Raw genomic sequence first — 13,882 nt, forward strand, 5'->3', positions numbered from 1 at the left:
TTCTTGAGCGCATCGCTGACCATCCGATCAACCGCATCGACGAGTTGTTGCCGTGGAACGTGGCGTCGGCGCTGCCGTCTACTGCCCACGTCGAACCCATCCGATAGCATCGCGCTCCCGTCGTCAAGGACCTACGCTACGGTGCTGGTCGAGTGCTTACCCTCGCACCGGAATTGCTTGCTGAACTTGGCAGCGAACTTGGTGGTTGCGATTTTAAAGATCAGAGTCAAATTGATTTTCTGACTAGGGCTACGTCATGCGATGTGCAGGCCGCTCCTGGCAACGGCCAAACAACGTTGCTGGCAGCAAAACTAGTATTGCTCTCGCCCAACTGGCCTTCTCGTAAACGGGGTGTCTGCGTCATCTCGCACACGAATGCTGCTCGGACGGAAGTCGAGGATTTGACCTCGATCCTAATTTCGACAACAGCAGTGCATCTGCCTCATAGCTTACTGGTGCTGAGCAGAAAAGCCAACACGGCGCGGATACGTCCGTCTCCGCTCTCAGGTTGTCCAGGTACAGGACGAGGTTAAAGGCCGTTGGCGTTGCCGAGACTGTCGACCGCCATGAAGTGCCGCGCCGGCGTCTGAACTTGGCTGGAGGGCCCATGCAGGCGCATGGGTACGATGGCAGACTTGCTCACATGCGTCAGTTTCATCCGATGAATCCTGCCTCGGCCATCTGCAGATACTTGATCGCGACGCACGCGCGCCCCTCAGATACGAGTGTCTGCGCCGTTTTGTAACCAAACTGTCGCAGCGGCTCGTTCTTGAACCAGAAAATTGCACGCTCGACATCGCCGGTGACGTCAGTGGCTGCGCGAAGCACCCGGAGCGTTTCGCGCAAAAAGAGTTGGATCGTCTCGGAATTCGGCGCACGGCTGATCGTGCTCCGGTGGACATGAGCTTGCGTAGCGAGATCCTGCAGTTCAAGGCGAAGCACGCTGATGTAGCGACGCGGCGAAATCGACACCGGGCTGACGTCGGCGTCTTGCAGGTAGTTCATCAAGGCGCCGAAATCAGCCTTGAACGTCGGAATGGCTTCAGCTTGAGCGGACATTTGGCGATCCAATGCAACACGTTTCCTACGTCATAGTAGCGCGAAGACTACTGGTTGCTCCAAGAGGCGAAAGGGTTCTCGGGTTCGATCCGCTCGGCTTGCAAAGCAAGGTGAACAGAGATGCTCCATGCGGCCGCGGGACGCTCGTTTTTTGCATGAGCGTGCACACGCCGACGATGGCACTATCGGGCGAGCCCGAAAAGTGATTTTACATACGCTAAATTGCCATCCGGCCGTACTGTAGCAGCCATATCCTATTGTCGTGTTTTTGACTGCTGGCATGCTGGACGGCTCGTTGAGCGAGCGCGGAGCCGACCATGCAGCCAGCCGGATTGGTGACACTGACGATGCGAGAGTTTGATCGACTCAAGGTAATCTAGGCCGTGGTGGACACGACCTTCGCAACAACGCGCTGTAATTCAGATTGTCGGCGAGCAGTTTGCAATAGGACACTTCCTGGACATCGGGGCGCGACTATCTAAGAGTGTGATTCGAGTGGATGCGCGTCTCTTTGATGTAAGCAAGCTCAATATTCGATGAGAGTCGGTGATGTCGCGCCAATGGTGATGGGATTGCTTATCGCGGCCTTCCTCGTCGGTGAGTTGGTGAGTCACAAGTCCGCAATCACTATGAACGCTAGCGTGACAAAGATTGGCCTTGCACGCAAAACACTACTGCTTTAGAGACCAGAGCTTTTCAGAAGCTTTGATGGTGAAATATTCAGAGCGTCAGCGATTCGGATGAGGTTGAGGATGGTCAAATTGCGCTGGCCTCTTTCGATACGGCCCATGTGACTTCGATCGATTCCCGTGAGAAGGGCAAGCGCTTCCTGCGAGACGCCAAACTCCAGCCGGCGAGCACGGACCGTCGCGCCAATCGCGGCCAGATGTCCTGCATCGTCCCGTTTGCCAGATACCCTTTGCATCCAATGATGGTCGCGGTATGATGCTCGTTTGGCCACGGCATTTACGACCCATTTTCTCGGGTACGGCCAGTTTCTCTAGCTGCAAGGCATATGTTTTTGATTCAGGATGGGAACCGTCTACCGTTTCAGTCGGCGATGGCCGGTGCGGCTGTATGGGCGGTGATGGAACAGTGGACGCCTGGCGACTTACTGGTTCTACGGGTGTCTGAAAAGCGAGCACGCGGGATTCCCTGCGTGATCTGGACGGATCTCACATCGGGAGCAGCATCGCTGAAGCAGTTTCTCGACGGCAGTAACGTGCTGCGAGGGGCGGCGGTGGTCAGCACGCGCCGTGCGCGTCAGGTAGATGACTGGTATCTGGATCCACTGAGCGAAATCCGGGTTGGGGCGACCGAATTAAGCGCGGACGACCGTACATTGCTGACGGTGACGCAGTTCACGACGGTGACGGGGCGAAAGTTTTCCGTGCCGAGCGGTTTCGCGACGCGCTACGCCCGAGGCAAACGAGTCTGGCAAGCAAGGCGATCGCGTCCGGGCTCGGCGCCGAAATGATCGAGAAGGGCGCGTGTTCCGATGGACAGGCCGTGTGCGCGGATTTGCCTCTCGTAGTGGGATGGAGAGGAAGTCCGGGTGTTATGTGCTGAATGTGCCCAAGGTGAACGACTATGACGTATACCCGCTTCCACAACGGGCCGACTTGGTCGGTACCATCCAACGGTCGTGGCAGTTGGGGAAATCGTTTCTTCGTCGATACCGAGTTCACGGATTTCGAGGCACCTCAACTCATTAGTCTCGCCATCGTCGGGGAAAACGGATCTGAGTTCTACGGCGAATGCACGGACTACGATACTGCGCGCTGTAGTGACTTCGTTCGGGCCGCGGTGCTGCCGCAACTGGGGCGATTCAGGGAGCGCGCGATGCCGTTTAATCAACTGCGTCAGGCGCTGCGGGCTTGGATCGGAGGTATCCCGACTGGCTCTAAGCCGGTGCTCTGCTATGACCTGGTGACAGACTTGAGCCTGGTGCAATTTCTATTCGATGGCCAGTTGCCTGAGGGTTGGATGCTCGAGGATATCCGTGGCCAGATCGACCCTCGGCGGCAAGCCGAATACTTCGCACGGCATGGCGGCGAGCACCACGCACTGCACGACGCTCGAGCGAACGCGTATGCTTACATCGGTTGACCGTGATCCAGTCGAGGCCGCTGCGTGGCCGGCAGCAATTTTTTCCCCTATGCCGCACCTAGCCTCGTGTGTTTGACGCGACTATTGGACTGCGCGGGACGTGCCTCGACGATGTGATCGACGGGGCTGGCGCTGGAAGGCCGCGCTGACCTGGCGCGCACGCTTTGCCTCTTCTCCATGGAGATAGGTCGAGGTGGTGGCCACCGACGCGTGGCGCAGATTGTCACGCACGACGACCAATTCCACCCCGGCGTCCAGCGCATGCGTGGCGTGCGTATGTCGCAGCCAATGGGGGCTGGCGTGCCGTAGCTTCTCGGCAAGCGCCGGATGACGGGCGTTTGCGCGCTCGGCCGTCTCCCGAAAAAACTCACCTAACACCTGCCGCAACCTCGTCGCACTGATGCCGGCGTGGCGTTCCCCGCGACGCTCTGCATTGAGCGCGGCGACCAACGGTGTCGCCGGATGCCAACGAGTGCGCATGACCGGCAGACCCCGCGCCTTCAGTGCGCGCCGCAGCGCGTCTCGCGCGAGGGGCGGCAGGGCAACGCGCCCCGATTTCGCCCCTTTTCCTGTTACCTGCAGCCATAAGGCGCCGCGGGCGTCAGCCGTGATGCCGCCCAGTGTCGCCGCCACCAGTTCCTGTGCCCGCAGGCCCGTCGCGTAGCCGAAATCCAGCACAAAACGCAGTCGCTCTGCAGCCGGTGCGGTCCAGCCAGTCCGCTCGACCTGGTCGGCCGCAGCCCGTACGATCTTCCATTCCCGGCCAGTCAACGCCCGCCCGGTATCGAACGGTGCACGGGCTGCGCCGCCGCGCACTGTCACGCCTGCAAACGGATTGAGCACGACGTAGTGTTGGTCAACGAGCCATCCGAAGAGGGCGCGCAGGATGGCCAGCGCATGGGCCGCCGACCGCGCTGTCAGGTGTCCCGTGAACGGACGCCACGCGGGCGTCGTGCGCGGGCGCGGTGGACCGATCCAGCGGGCGGCGGGCGTCGGATGGCGCAGGAAGGCCCGATAGGCGATCGCGTCGTCGGTGGTGAGCGACGAGAGGGGCTGGCGGCGCTCGACAATGGCCCACAGCAACAGCCGTTCGGCCTCGCGCCGGTAGGCACGCACCGTATGGGTGCCCTCGTGGAGTTCCAGCCATGCCTCGATTGCCTGGTGGTCGTTGGCGGCGGCGAGGCCGCAGGTGTCGGGCGGGGCCCGGAAGCGGCCCCGCGAACCATCCAGGTCAGCGGGCAGTGCATCCAGGGACCATCGCGGGATCAACTGAACGGTCGCGGTCTCGTACGGAACGAGCGCGGCGGCACGCTGGGCCAGGTTCGAGTGCGCCGCGACAAAGGTTGCGACGCGGTGCGCACCCTGGCGCCCCAGCCCAGGCATCGCTAGCCACCAGCCTTGGCGATGGGCCATCCGGACCAGCAGGTCGGCGAACGAGTCGACGCCAGCGGCCGCCAGTGCACGCACGATGCGCGGCGGCAGCCAGTGGGTCACCGGGTCGGTCGGCTGTGGCGCCGGGATGGGGGTCGTCCGCAGGACGTCGAGCGCGGTAACGACCCGTGCCGCGTGGCGGGTACGATCCGCGGCCGGGTGCGTGAATAGCGGGATCAGATCATCGCGCCGACGGGCGGCTGCGCACGCGACGAGCTGGCGACGGATGCGGCTCAAGAGGCCACGCGATGACTGGCCATCGGCCTTGCGGTGCGGCAGGTAGCGCTCAACTGCCGCGCGGGCCGTGAGCCCTGCGTGCCAGGCACGCAGGGCGGCCAGCGAAGCGAGATCGGGCAGGGCGGGCGCAGTGAGATTTCCACTGGCTGGCCCTGCGGAGGAGGTCGACGCAGTTCTCATGCAACCAGTTTAGGTCGCGCGCAAGGCACTGGCGATAAGACTATTTATCGCAAACGCTGCGTTCACTCATCTACCGATGGGCGGCGTGTTCAGTCATGCTCCGCAGCTGGCCTGGGGTATCCCCTCGCCGAGCGGAGAGAACCGTTCGCGACCGCGCTTGGGGTCGGCTGATCGGTGAACCGGAGGTGACGATCGTGATCCGCGCGAGTCCTTCCACTGGAGGGACGCGTCCACGCCCGGGATCGCCTTATTGCTCGATGAGGTTCGCGGTTGTCGGGAGTGCCAAGGCATCGCGCGGGGCACCTGTCGTGGCCTGTACACGATGGACCAGCGAGCGTGCGTTCAGGGCGCCTCCTAAACTGAAGGCGACGATTGCCATAATGGGGAAGGCGAACACCATTAATACGATGGCGGCTTGGCGTTGATCCGTTAATCCTTTGCTGACGGTGTCTTTGAGTGTACCGTCAGCAAAGCCCTTGCAAATGGCCACCGTCTCGTTATCGGTTAACCGGGTCAAGGCCGGAGCCGGCAGCGGGAAGCTCGCGCAAGACCGAGCATCAAGCCGCCAAGGTTTTCCCCGAACACCCTCGACGCTCGCACCGTCGCTCCAAAGCCACGTCTTGGAGGCATGCATGGTGAGGAGTGTCGTTCTCGAGGTACTTGCCTTGAAGGTCAATACTAAGGCCGTCGCGATGACCGCGAGCAGGGCGGCACGTGCGATGAGATGTCGCGTCCGTGGTGCTGTGAGCGGCTCGTCCTTGGATGGATCGATGCACGCGCGCGCACGTTTGACCTCAATCGGGGTGAGGCGGTGACGGTCCATCCAAGACAGCAGCCGATGCAGGTCTGCAACCGATCGGGCCGATACCCCGTACACCAAGCGAAAGCGTGTCAAATCAAGCTGAGCTTGCCCGAAGGACTGCAGTTTCGTGTCGTTGAAATCTTTGTCACCGACAAACGTGCTCCATATCTTTTCTCGAATGATCTGGGTGGAGTTCAGGCGAAAGATCGCGTAGATAGCGAAGCAGGCTGGACCGAGGATCGACAGAATATTGGTCATGAACGGAACGATTGCCGCTCCCAAAATGGCACTCATAGCATCCTTTTGTATTGGACAGGGGATTTAAGCAGTAACGGTAACGATTGACGGCCTCCGCCTTGACAGATGCGACGTAGTGCACATGAGGGTGAAGACGGTGGCTCGCTGCAAGTGGACGACTGGCCGCCCTTTGCGCCATGGCGCGGCACGGCTTGGGTCCGGCTCATGATACGGGCTGTCGCAGGCGGCTGCGGCAACTCGTAGCGATATTGAGCGGGATTAGTCGCGGCTCGCGATTATTTGTCAAAGCGCCATTCCGGTCGCTGGCGAACGAGATCGTCACTTTTGAGCGGCAATCAGCTGAGCCCGAGTTCGTGGCGATGCGCTGCACGGCACACCTTCCAACAAACGCAGGCACGCGTACGGAAATCGACATCAAGCGGATCGCTGGGCGAGCGCTGCGCGGTGTATGCCGATGAGGTCGGAAGCGTTGTTCTCTTGACCTCTTGACCTCTTGACCTCTTGACCTCTTGACCTCTTGACCTCTTGACCGGCCGGATCGTGGCTCATCTCTGTCATTACCGGACCGGATCCAGGCATTTGCTCAAGATGAGGGCGTTCGTGATGAAGGTGCAGTTCGCGAGGTTGGTATTTGCGATGAGGGCCGGTCAACCGAGGCTAGGTTGGCCGGCCGTAATGGCTTCTTTGACAGGTCGGCAGACCGCATTACATGGTGCGAGGAGCGTATTGTCTCGGCAATCGGCCAGGACAGGCGCTCCTGCGAGTGGCGACAGTGACAACTGCCACGCCCACGATCGTCGATCGGATCAGGCGCGGCGAAAGGATCGGTCAGAGCAGCTTCGCCGCACGGCTTCCATCATGTGTGGCAGACGGCTTGTTAGCGGATGGAATCATCAGGTGGCCCGACGTGAGGCTTCGTCTCGTGTACGACTCGGGAAATGAACTGGCGGCTGATCGCGGTGGGGAGAGAATAGAAACGGAAGGACAAGATATATTGGGGTCGCATCATGAGGAATTTTTTTCAAGAGCGCTGACCGGTTTTGCGAAGCCGCTGCTATTTGAGTATATGAAGCGCTGAAAGGGAGGGAGGCCCTATGGCCCGACAATTGACAAAAAAAACGCTGGCCGGCGTGACGATGACCCGATTGCCGCAGGTGCAAGTCGAGGTCGAGGCGCTCCTCGCGTTGCCGGAGGCCTTGTTACTTGAGCGCGCGGCAATCTTAACGAAAGGTTCGAAAGATTACTGTAGTTCCGAGGCACTGGTCGCGTTGTATCGCGAGGCGTGTCGAAGTGGTCATGCAAAGGTGGTGAACGGATTGATCCCCCGACTCACGAATCACTGCAGCAAGATTGCCAGGCACAAGCTCTCCGTGCGCGGTATCGATTCGGAAGAGGCGGTTCAGAACGTCGTGGACAGGTTCGTTGACTTGCTGGTCGCCGCCGCAGGGGATGGACAATGCGAGCAGCTCGATTTCTTTGAGGTGCTATTCGACAACGCGGTTGCATCGCTCGCAGCGAGCGAGGCCCGCCGCGCTCATGTCAGGCATTCGCGGTCCTTGCCGATCTCCGAAGACGCGTACGACGAAGACGCGCCGAATCAGGATCTGGCTGACCGGGCCAAGGCCGACCTGTCATTGCCACTGGGGCTGACCGAGCCAGAGCGGGGCGTGTTCACCGCACAAGTGCTTGCTGAAATTTCGAATCTTCCTGAGCCGCTACGAACGCTGGCCATCATGACTGTTCTTGGTGTTCAGAGCGAGTCGAACGACCCGATGGAACTGACCATTTCCGCCACGCTTGACGTCAAACCGAAGACGGTGAGGAACCGTCAGAAACGAGTCGCAGAGAAGCTCGTCAACTTTAAGGAGTGAATGATGACCATCAACAATCCTCAAGGCAAGCTGCAAAGTGAGGAGGTGCTGTTGCAATTTGCAGCGGAGCGGGAGTTGCCGACCGCTGATCAGCTGAGCCACTACATTCAAGTGTTCCCTCAGTACAAGGATGAGCTCATCGATTTCGCAGCGTCGTTGGTCCATGATCAGTTCTCTGCGGAACCCGTCGAATCAGATGCCACCCGGTTGGTCGCTAGCCGAGCCGTGAGCCGCTTCCATAATCTTCGCTTCGAGCAAGAAAGGGCGCAGGCCGGACAGGTGTCGAAAAAGGTGGAAAACCCCATTGCGCCCTTGTCGCGCACGGACTTCGGCAGTCTTGTTGACGCATTGGGTTTGCCTAAGCAAGTGGTGACCAAGCTGCGAGACCGAAAGATCAGTTTTTCGACGATCCCGAGCGGTCTTATCGACGTGCTAACTCACAATCTGAAGGTCGCGCGGGATGTCACCGTTTCTCACCTGATGGCGAGACCGGAGGTGGCAAGACTGGCCACTTCGTCGTGCACATCCAGCGGTTCAACGTCCAACAAGCAGGAATCGTTCGATGAGGCTTTACGGCATGCTGGGCTGTCTTCGGCTGAAATTTCAGTGCTCATGAAGCGCTTTGCCGGCGAGCATTGATCGTCGATTTTCCCTATCCTTTCAGGATGTTCCCGTTCTGACCAATTGTCCCATCAGTCTGACAACGAGCTACCATACCTCCAGTTTGACCTCGATTGGCCATGAAACGTGCAGTCACGCGCGCTTCATGGCCAATCAGACGCCGCGCAAGCCTCCCACCACAATTTCCTCTCTGCTCCCCCCGACTCGACCGTAGAGTCGATGTGACGTCTCTCGTGCTGAGATTCTTCATGCACATGCCCTGATCCAGGGCCGTTCCGTATGTCCTCAGTGGCGGTTCTGCCTGCCTGATGGGGAAGGTGGTCGCGGAGTTGCTGGTTCCTTGAGTGATCGGAGCAAAAAAGCGCCGCGAGACTTTCCGGTTTTTGTGACTCGAAGCGATTTCCCTTATGAAGGCCACCATCAGCATTCGGCTGGTAAGGTCAACGATAAGGATTGCGAATCATGACTATTTTTTACCAAATGCAAAATTGTCGCGAGGTTCGGAGCCTGGATGTGGTCGAAGGCACCACGCTGGCTGAACTGGTCAGCGCGGTTTCCGGGGGCATGTTTGAGCAACTGAAGGTCTTCGAAGAGGACGGAGACCTGATGCTGACGGAGGAACGGCTGATCGTGGTTCTGCGCGAGAAGCGTCATCCGAAGCTGCATTTCCACCCACGCTGCGAGGTCAAGGTGGTGGTCCATTTCAATGGCCGGGTGATCGAGCGCCTGGCGTCGCCTGCGATAACCGTCAGCCGCCTGAAGTTGTGGGCTGACAGTGAGTTCGGTGTCGATCCCGTGCACGCCGCGGAGCACGTGTTGCAGGTGAGCGGGACGACCGAGCGCCCGATGGGTTCGACGCACTTGGGTGCGCTCACGCAGCATGGCAGCCATTGTGTTTCGTTCGACCTGGTGCCGAACGAGCGCTTCCAGGGGTAAGACATGGACACCGCTCAACCGAGCTTGACACCCGACGCACGCGCCTTTGGTGCGGATGTCGCGGCGGCGCCGTTCTGTCTCGGTGTGGCGGACGAAAAGTGGCGTCTGCGAGAGATCGTATGGCCGAAAGCACTGATCGACGTAACGGCGTCCGTGGGTACCTTCAGTTTGCGCTTTGACCTCAGTGGCTTCCCAGCACAGCCGCCGACCGCTCAACTCTGGGACTCGGTGGCCAACTGCCCGCTACCGTTTCACCGATGGCCGCGTGGTAAGGGCGGGCGAGTCAGCGACGTATTCCGATCTGACTGGCAGCAGGGCACGGCGCTCTATCTGGCCTGTGATCGGGTGACGATCATGACGCATCCCAACTGGGCTACCCAAATGCCAGCCAGGCTTTGGCGGACCGACGGATCCATCGTTCAGTATCTCGAGGAAGTTTATGTCCTTCTCAATTCGGAAGACTATTCGCCGCCTTTGGTCGCCGCAGCATAGGTTGGTGTGCGACGTCTGGCTGTGGCGTCGATTGGTGCGCGGACTGCGGCACCGCAGCGACGGACGAAGGGAAAGTGGCGCGTTCCTGCTTGGTCATATCGACGGCGAGGTGCGCACGATAACGAACTTCGTGATGTATGACGACATCGATCCGCATGCACTCGATAGTGGGTACGTCCATATCGACGGTTGCCATATGGGACGTCTCTGGGCGCTCTGTCGTGAGCAAGGCATGTCAGTGGTGGCGGATATCCATACGCATCCGGGTGGATACGGCCAGAGTGACACAGATCGGCAGAACCCGATGGTCGCGGTGAGAGGGCATATCGGAATCATCGTGCCGGACTTCGCGGTGCGAACCGTGTCCCGGCAGAACTTGGGCATCTATGTGTACCAGGGGGCGCACAAATGGGATGAGGTCGGCGAGCGCCGAAATCGGAAATTCATGTACATCGGCTTGTGAGGGCAATCGTGACCAACCAATTCGAGGCAGAGTCGTTGCACCGTACAGTCAAGCGACTGGTTGATAGCGGGCGAGCGAAGTCTTTCGATGAAGCGCAGGCTATAGCCGAAGGATTTCGCCTTCACCTTGACCTGTCGGCGTCACGCTGCCTGCACGAGCAGATCGCAGCGATTGCACTTGTGGAGTTGGGGCGACGTGCGTTCCTTGGTGGCGTATCCGTATCGGGAGCCCTTGATGTGGCGCTTCACCAGACGCTTGGCGATGAGACCTTGCTGCGCGACGCGCTGACGCGTGCAGGTGCGAGTGCGGCGGAACCGGCAGACGGTGTTCCGATCATTAAGGTCGGCGCCGCCGGTGATCCGCGTTCGCCGTTTCATCTCCGCCTTCTCATGGCGGGTTGGCGCGCAGGCGTGGCCCCGGTGAATGAGCCGTTCGAGATGGTTGCGGCCAGCGAGGAATATGTCATGCCGCTTGCCGCGGTGGCATCCGCGGCGCTGGCGGTGAGTCAGGCATTTCGTTATGTCAGCGACGGATATAGCGCTGGGTCAGAAGACATCGGTCTGTCGCTGTGGGCTCCTGGGACATTGGCGTGGTCGGCTGCGCACGCCGACGGACCCAGACTGCAGGTGCTCCCCTCGTCGGTGTGGTTGCTGGGATTGGGACACCTAGGGCAAGCATTTGCATGGTGTTTGAGTCTACTGCCGTATCCGCCCGGCAGGGACAAGCGGCCACGTCTGCTCCTGCAGGACACGGACGTGGTTGGCGCTTCGACGGAAAGCACCTCGGTGCTCACGAACGCGGATCACATGAACAGGAAGAAGACCCGGGTCGTGGCCGACTGGATGGAGCATCAGGGTTTCGCCACGAATATCGTGGAGCGCGGCTTCGATGCGTACACGCGGCGCGGCACCGATGAACCTTCGCTCGTATTCTGCGGCGTCGACAATCCGGAAGCCCGTCGCGCGCTCGACTCTGCAGGCTTTGGCTTCATTGTCGAAGCCGGCCTGGGAAGCCGGTACGACGATTTCCAATGTCTTCGTGTGCACACGTTCCCGGCCTCTCGATCGACCGCCGAAACTTGGCGGCCGCGTCCGCAGCAGCCAGAGCCGGTACTTAGAGACGCCTATGCGGCATTGATGGCGCGGGGTACTAACCGTTGCGGAGTCGTTCAACTGGCGGGAAAGGCGGTTGGGGCGGCTTTTGTCGGTGCTTTCACGGCAGCGCTCGCTGTCTCGGAGGCCTTGCGTGTCCTTCATGGGTATGCACCGAGTGAAGTGGCAGACCTCGATATGTTCGCGCTGGGTTGCCGCAGCATCGTCCAGAATCGCCGGGATTACCGTTGTATCAATCCCGGGTTCATTGCAGTTGAGTAGTTCGGTCAGGCGTGACGCTTGCAAATAAACCATGAAGAAGGAAACGGATCAATGAGCCACTACGAGAACACATCGGTTAAGGTCAAAGGCGTTGGCAACCACGTTGGAGACAAGGTCAAGGTTACGAACAACCATGTGACCAACAACATGTATCGTGAGCCGCCGAAAAATGGTGGCGGTCCGCCGGACGGATTGTTGCCCATCGCGTTTCTGGCGTTGCTGGTCGTCTGGTTTTTCTTCCGCCACTTCGAACAGATCGAATCGCTTCTCAAGAACGCGAGTGTTGTGGCGATCATCCCGAGTGCATTGGCATCGCTCATCGCATTTGGGCGGGATCGCGATCTTGCGCCCACGACGCTGGCTCTCCTTCCAGCCACTGGTGCTGCGCTAACGGCGTACGTGCTGCTCGGGATCATTCACAACAACGTACCGCCGCAGATCCTGGCATTTGCTGCGACCGCAGCGGCCGGCAAGTTCTGGGCGACCTTGATCCGGGAAGACTTCCAGGTCGTGGTGCAGAACGGCGGCGCGATTGCGCTATGCGTTTTTGCAATTGCCGTCAACGGGCTTGCAGGGCTGCGCGCGTTCGCGGCCACTAATAACAGCTGGTGTGGATGGCTGTGGACGCTGACGTGGCGTTATTCGCCCGTACGGCATATCTGGAGCCAGTTCGTGTTGTTGGGCGGAGCGCTGCTTTTGACGACCGGTCGCGCATACGAACTGTTCGTCTGGTTTCAGGAGGCCATGCGAGCTGCGTTAGCGTGAGAGCGTGCCGGTGCTCTCTAAGGAAGCGGGCAAACAGGCTGACTACGATGGGACTGCTTGACGAAATGAGTGTCATGTAGTCTCATCTGCACATTTTGGTCGGTTTCATGCACGTGAAGTCCTCAAAATTGCACATTTCAGGCGTGCTTCAAGAGCTCTGTGGCGCTGCGATGAGCGCACCGGGCGGGACAGAGCTCGTACAGCGCCTGGCGGACGAACTCTTGAGCGCGGGGCAAGCAAGGGAGGCGGAAACAATTCGCAAGCTTGTCCCGTCGCCTGAAGCCAGGGAGCCCGCCGCAGACGCCCCAGATGGGGCATCGTCGCTGCTTGCTGGCGAGCCGCTGACGCGCAGTGCGCGAGTACCCGTCGATCGGGAAACGGCGGCACCAGTCGCCACGGTCCTGGTGGCTAAGTCAATGCCGGAAGTCAGCCCGATCTTGCCTGACGCCTTGTCGACGGCCGTGAATACCTGGGTGACAGAGTGGAGCCGTGCCAGCGAACTGAAGGCAGTCGGCATTGAACCCGCGCGGAGTTGCGTATTGTTCGGTGATCCTGGAACCGGTAAAACCGAACTCGCGCTCTGGCTGGCGCGTCAGATGAAATTGCCGGTCATCCTTGCGCGATTGGACGGCCTGATGTCGTCCTTTCTAGGGACGACCTCCCGCAATATTGGTAATTTGTTCTCATTCGCGAATCGTCATCGTGCCTTGTTGATTCTAGATGAATTTGACGCAATCGCGAAGCTGCGGGATGACCCCAATGAAGTCGGTGAAATCAAACGCGTCGTTAATACGCTGCTTCAAAACCTGGACGAGCGCGCCCGTCACGGACTGACTATAGGTATTACCAATCATCCCCAGTTGCTGGATCCTGCGGTCTGGCGCCGGTTTGAGTTGCAAATTGAGATGCCCAAACCGGATCAGCACGCACGAACGAGAATTATCGGGCGGTACGCGAAGCCACTCGAATTTGGTCGTGCGCAATCGAAGTTGCTCGCTTGCATTTTGGAAGGCGCGTCCGGCGCTGAAATTCAAGACGTAGTTAATTCGCTAAAAAAGAGTTGGATTTTGGATGGGGTGAATGTATCCTTTGCCGAGCGTCTGCAGACGGTGATTTGCACGCATGCTGCGAGAGTACCGAAGCAAGCGATTGAAATTGTTAATACACCGCTGAAAGAATTTGCTCGAGTCGTGCTTGAGCGATATTCATTCACAACTGCAGAGGTGGGTGAAATATTTGGTGTCAACAGAACAACGATAAGCCGCTGGGTTACTTGACCCGGCAC

At 59.5% G+C, this 13,882-nt stretch carries 15 protein-coding genes; 10 read left to right on the forward strand and 5 right to left on the reverse strand.

What is annotated here, in order from left to right; all coding sequences use genetic code 11:
• Positions 1 to 529 precede the first annotated feature (529 nt).
• The 3 genes from G3N96_RS39730 to G3N96_RS23190 form a co-directional block, all read right to left on the reverse strand.
• Positions 530 to 658, reverse strand: coding sequence for a hypothetical protein (locus G3N96_RS39730; protein WP_277399453.1), 129 nt, complete (start codon positions 656 to 658; stop codon positions 530 to 532).
• Positions 655 to 1,059 (reverse strand): DUF2384 domain-containing protein, encoded by a 405-nt coding sequence (locus G3N96_RS23185; protein WP_206138588.1) that lies wholly within the window; start codon positions 1,057 to 1,059, stop codon positions 655 to 657. Before G3N96_RS23185 ends, G3N96_RS39730 begins: the two co-directional genes overlap by 4 nt.
• 679 nt (positions 1,060 to 1,738) lie before the next feature.
• The gene (locus G3N96_RS23190; RefSeq protein ID WP_041492845.1) at positions 1,739 to 1,984 is read right to left on the reverse strand and encodes a helix-turn-helix transcriptional regulator; all 246 of its coding nucleotides are present in this window, start codon (positions 1,982 to 1,984) and stop codon (positions 1,739 to 1,741) included.
• Positions 1,985 to 2,074: 90 nt separating this feature from the next.
• Here G3N96_RS23190 and G3N96_RS23195 point away from each other — a divergent pair, with 90 nt between their 5' ends.
• A complete protein-coding gene (locus G3N96_RS23195) occupies positions 2,075 to 2,536 on the forward strand; it encodes a hypothetical protein (RefSeq protein ID WP_174984775.1) in 462 nt (153 codons plus the stop codon).
• 113 nt (positions 2,537 to 2,649) lie between these two features.
• Positions 2,650 to 3,168 (forward strand): 3'-5' exoribonuclease, encoded by a 519-nt coding sequence (locus G3N96_RS23200; protein ID WP_206138589.1) that lies wholly within the window; start codon positions 2,650 to 2,652, stop codon positions 3,166 to 3,168.
• A gap of 81 nt (positions 3,169 to 3,249) precedes the next feature.
• Here G3N96_RS23200 and G3N96_RS23205 read toward each other — a convergent pair whose 3' ends face one another.
• Together G3N96_RS23205 and G3N96_RS23210 are read right to left on the reverse strand one after the other, a co-directional pair.
• A complete protein-coding gene (locus G3N96_RS23205; RefSeq protein ID WP_206138590.1) occupies positions 3,250 to 5,016 on the reverse strand; it encodes a phage integrase family protein in 1,767 nt (588 codons plus the stop codon).
• A 247-nt stretch (positions 5,017 to 5,263) separates the two neighbouring features.
• Positions 5,264 to 6,112: a DUF6216 family protein gene (locus tag G3N96_RS23210; RefSeq protein WP_206138591.1), complete on the reverse strand. Its 849-nt coding sequence runs from the start codon at positions 6,110 to 6,112 to the stop codon at positions 5,264 to 5,266.
• 1,058 nt (positions 6,113 to 7,170) lie between these two features.
• Here G3N96_RS23210 and G3N96_RS23215 point away from each other — a divergent pair.
• From G3N96_RS23215 to G3N96_RS23250, 8 genes are all read left to right on the forward strand, one after another.
• A complete protein-coding gene (locus G3N96_RS23215; RefSeq protein ID WP_206138592.1) occupies positions 7,171 to 7,947 on the forward strand; it encodes a hypothetical protein in 777 nt (258 codons plus the stop codon).
• A 3-nt stretch (positions 7,948 to 7,950) separates the two neighbouring features.
• The gene (locus tag G3N96_RS23220; protein ID WP_206138593.1) at positions 7,951 to 8,586 is read left to right on the forward strand and encodes a hypothetical protein; all 636 of its coding nucleotides are present in this window, start codon (positions 7,951 to 7,953) and stop codon (positions 8,584 to 8,586) included.
• A 444-nt stretch (positions 8,587 to 9,030) separates the two neighbouring features.
• Positions 9,031 to 9,504, forward strand: a complete 474-nt coding sequence (locus G3N96_RS23225; RefSeq protein WP_206138594.1) for a hypothetical protein — start codon at positions 9,031 to 9,033, stop codon at positions 9,502 to 9,504.
• A gap of 3 nt (positions 9,505 to 9,507) precedes the next feature.
• Positions 9,508 to 9,996, forward strand: a complete 489-nt coding sequence (locus G3N96_RS23230; protein ID WP_206138595.1) for a hypothetical protein — start codon at positions 9,508 to 9,510, stop codon at positions 9,994 to 9,996.
• 4 nt (positions 9,997 to 10,000) lie between these two features.
• Positions 10,001 to 10,459 (forward strand): Mov34/MPN/PAD-1 family protein, encoded by a 459-nt coding sequence (locus G3N96_RS23235; RefSeq protein ID WP_206138596.1) that lies wholly within the window; start codon positions 10,001 to 10,003, stop codon positions 10,457 to 10,459.
• Positions 10,460 to 10,467: 8 nt separating this feature from the next.
• Positions 10,468 to 11,832, forward strand: a complete 1,365-nt coding sequence (locus G3N96_RS23240; RefSeq protein WP_206138597.1) for a hypothetical protein — start codon at positions 10,468 to 10,470, stop codon at positions 11,830 to 11,832.
• Between the two features lie 51 nt (positions 11,833 to 11,883).
• Entirely contained in the window at positions 11,884 to 12,597 is a 714-nt protein-coding gene (locus G3N96_RS23245) for a hypothetical protein (protein WP_206138598.1), read from the forward strand.
• Positions 12,598 to 12,704: 107 nt separating this feature from the next.
• On the forward strand, positions 12,705 to 13,874 hold the full coding sequence (locus tag G3N96_RS23250) for an ATP-binding protein (RefSeq protein WP_206138599.1): 1,170 nt from the start codon (positions 12,705 to 12,707) through the stop codon (positions 13,872 to 13,874).
• Positions 13,875 to 13,882 lie beyond the last annotated feature (8 nt).

This window comes from Burkholderia sp. Se-20373 (genome assembly GCF_017104705.1).
Classification (GTDB): domain Bacteria; phylum Pseudomonadota; class Gammaproteobacteria; order Burkholderiales; family Burkholderiaceae; genus Burkholderia.

Coding starts and splice junctions, on each gene's coding strand:
- G3N96_RS23220 (WP_206138593.1), top strand. CDS start 7,951: ATGACCATCAACAATCCTCAAGGCAAGCTGCAAAGTGAGGAGGTGCTG.
- G3N96_RS23215 (WP_206138592.1), top strand. CDS start 7,171: ATGGCCCGACAATTGACAAAAAAAACGCTGGCCGGCGTGACGATGACC.
- G3N96_RS23200 (WP_206138589.1), top strand. CDS start 2,650: ATGACGTATACCCGCTTCCACAACGGGCCGACTTGGTCGGTACCATCC.
- G3N96_RS23185 (WP_206138588.1), bottom strand. CDS start 1,059: ATGTCCGCTCAAGCTGAAGCCATTCCGACGTTCAAGGCTGATTTCGGC.
- G3N96_RS23230 (WP_206138595.1), top strand. CDS start 9,508: ATGGACACCGCTCAACCGAGCTTGACACCCGACGCACGCGCCTTTGGT.
- G3N96_RS23205 (WP_206138590.1), bottom strand. CDS start 5,016: ATGAGAACTGCGTCGACCTCCTCCGCAGGGCCAGCCAGTGGAAATCTC.
- G3N96_RS23195 (WP_174984775.1), top strand. CDS start 2,075: ATGTTTTTGATTCAGGATGGGAACCGTCTACCGTTTCAGTCGGCGATG.
- G3N96_RS23210 (WP_206138591.1), bottom strand. CDS start 6,112: ATGAGTGCCATTTTGGGAGCGGCAATCGTTCCGTTCATGACCAATATT.
- G3N96_RS23225 (WP_206138594.1), top strand. CDS start 9,031: ATGACTATTTTTTACCAAATGCAAAATTGTCGCGAGGTTCGGAGCCTG.
- G3N96_RS23190 (WP_041492845.1), bottom strand. CDS start 1,984: ATGCAAAGGGTATCTGGCAAACGGGACGATGCAGGACATCTGGCCGCG.
- G3N96_RS39730 (WP_277399453.1), bottom strand. CDS start 658: ATGAAACTGACGCATGTGAGCAAGTCTGCCATCGTACCCATGCGCCTG.
- G3N96_RS23245 (WP_206138598.1), top strand. CDS start 11,884: ATGAGCCACTACGAGAACACATCGGTTAAGGTCAAAGGCGTTGGCAAC.
- G3N96_RS23250 (WP_206138599.1), top strand. CDS start 12,705: ATGCACGTGAAGTCCTCAAAATTGCACATTTCAGGCGTGCTTCAAGAG.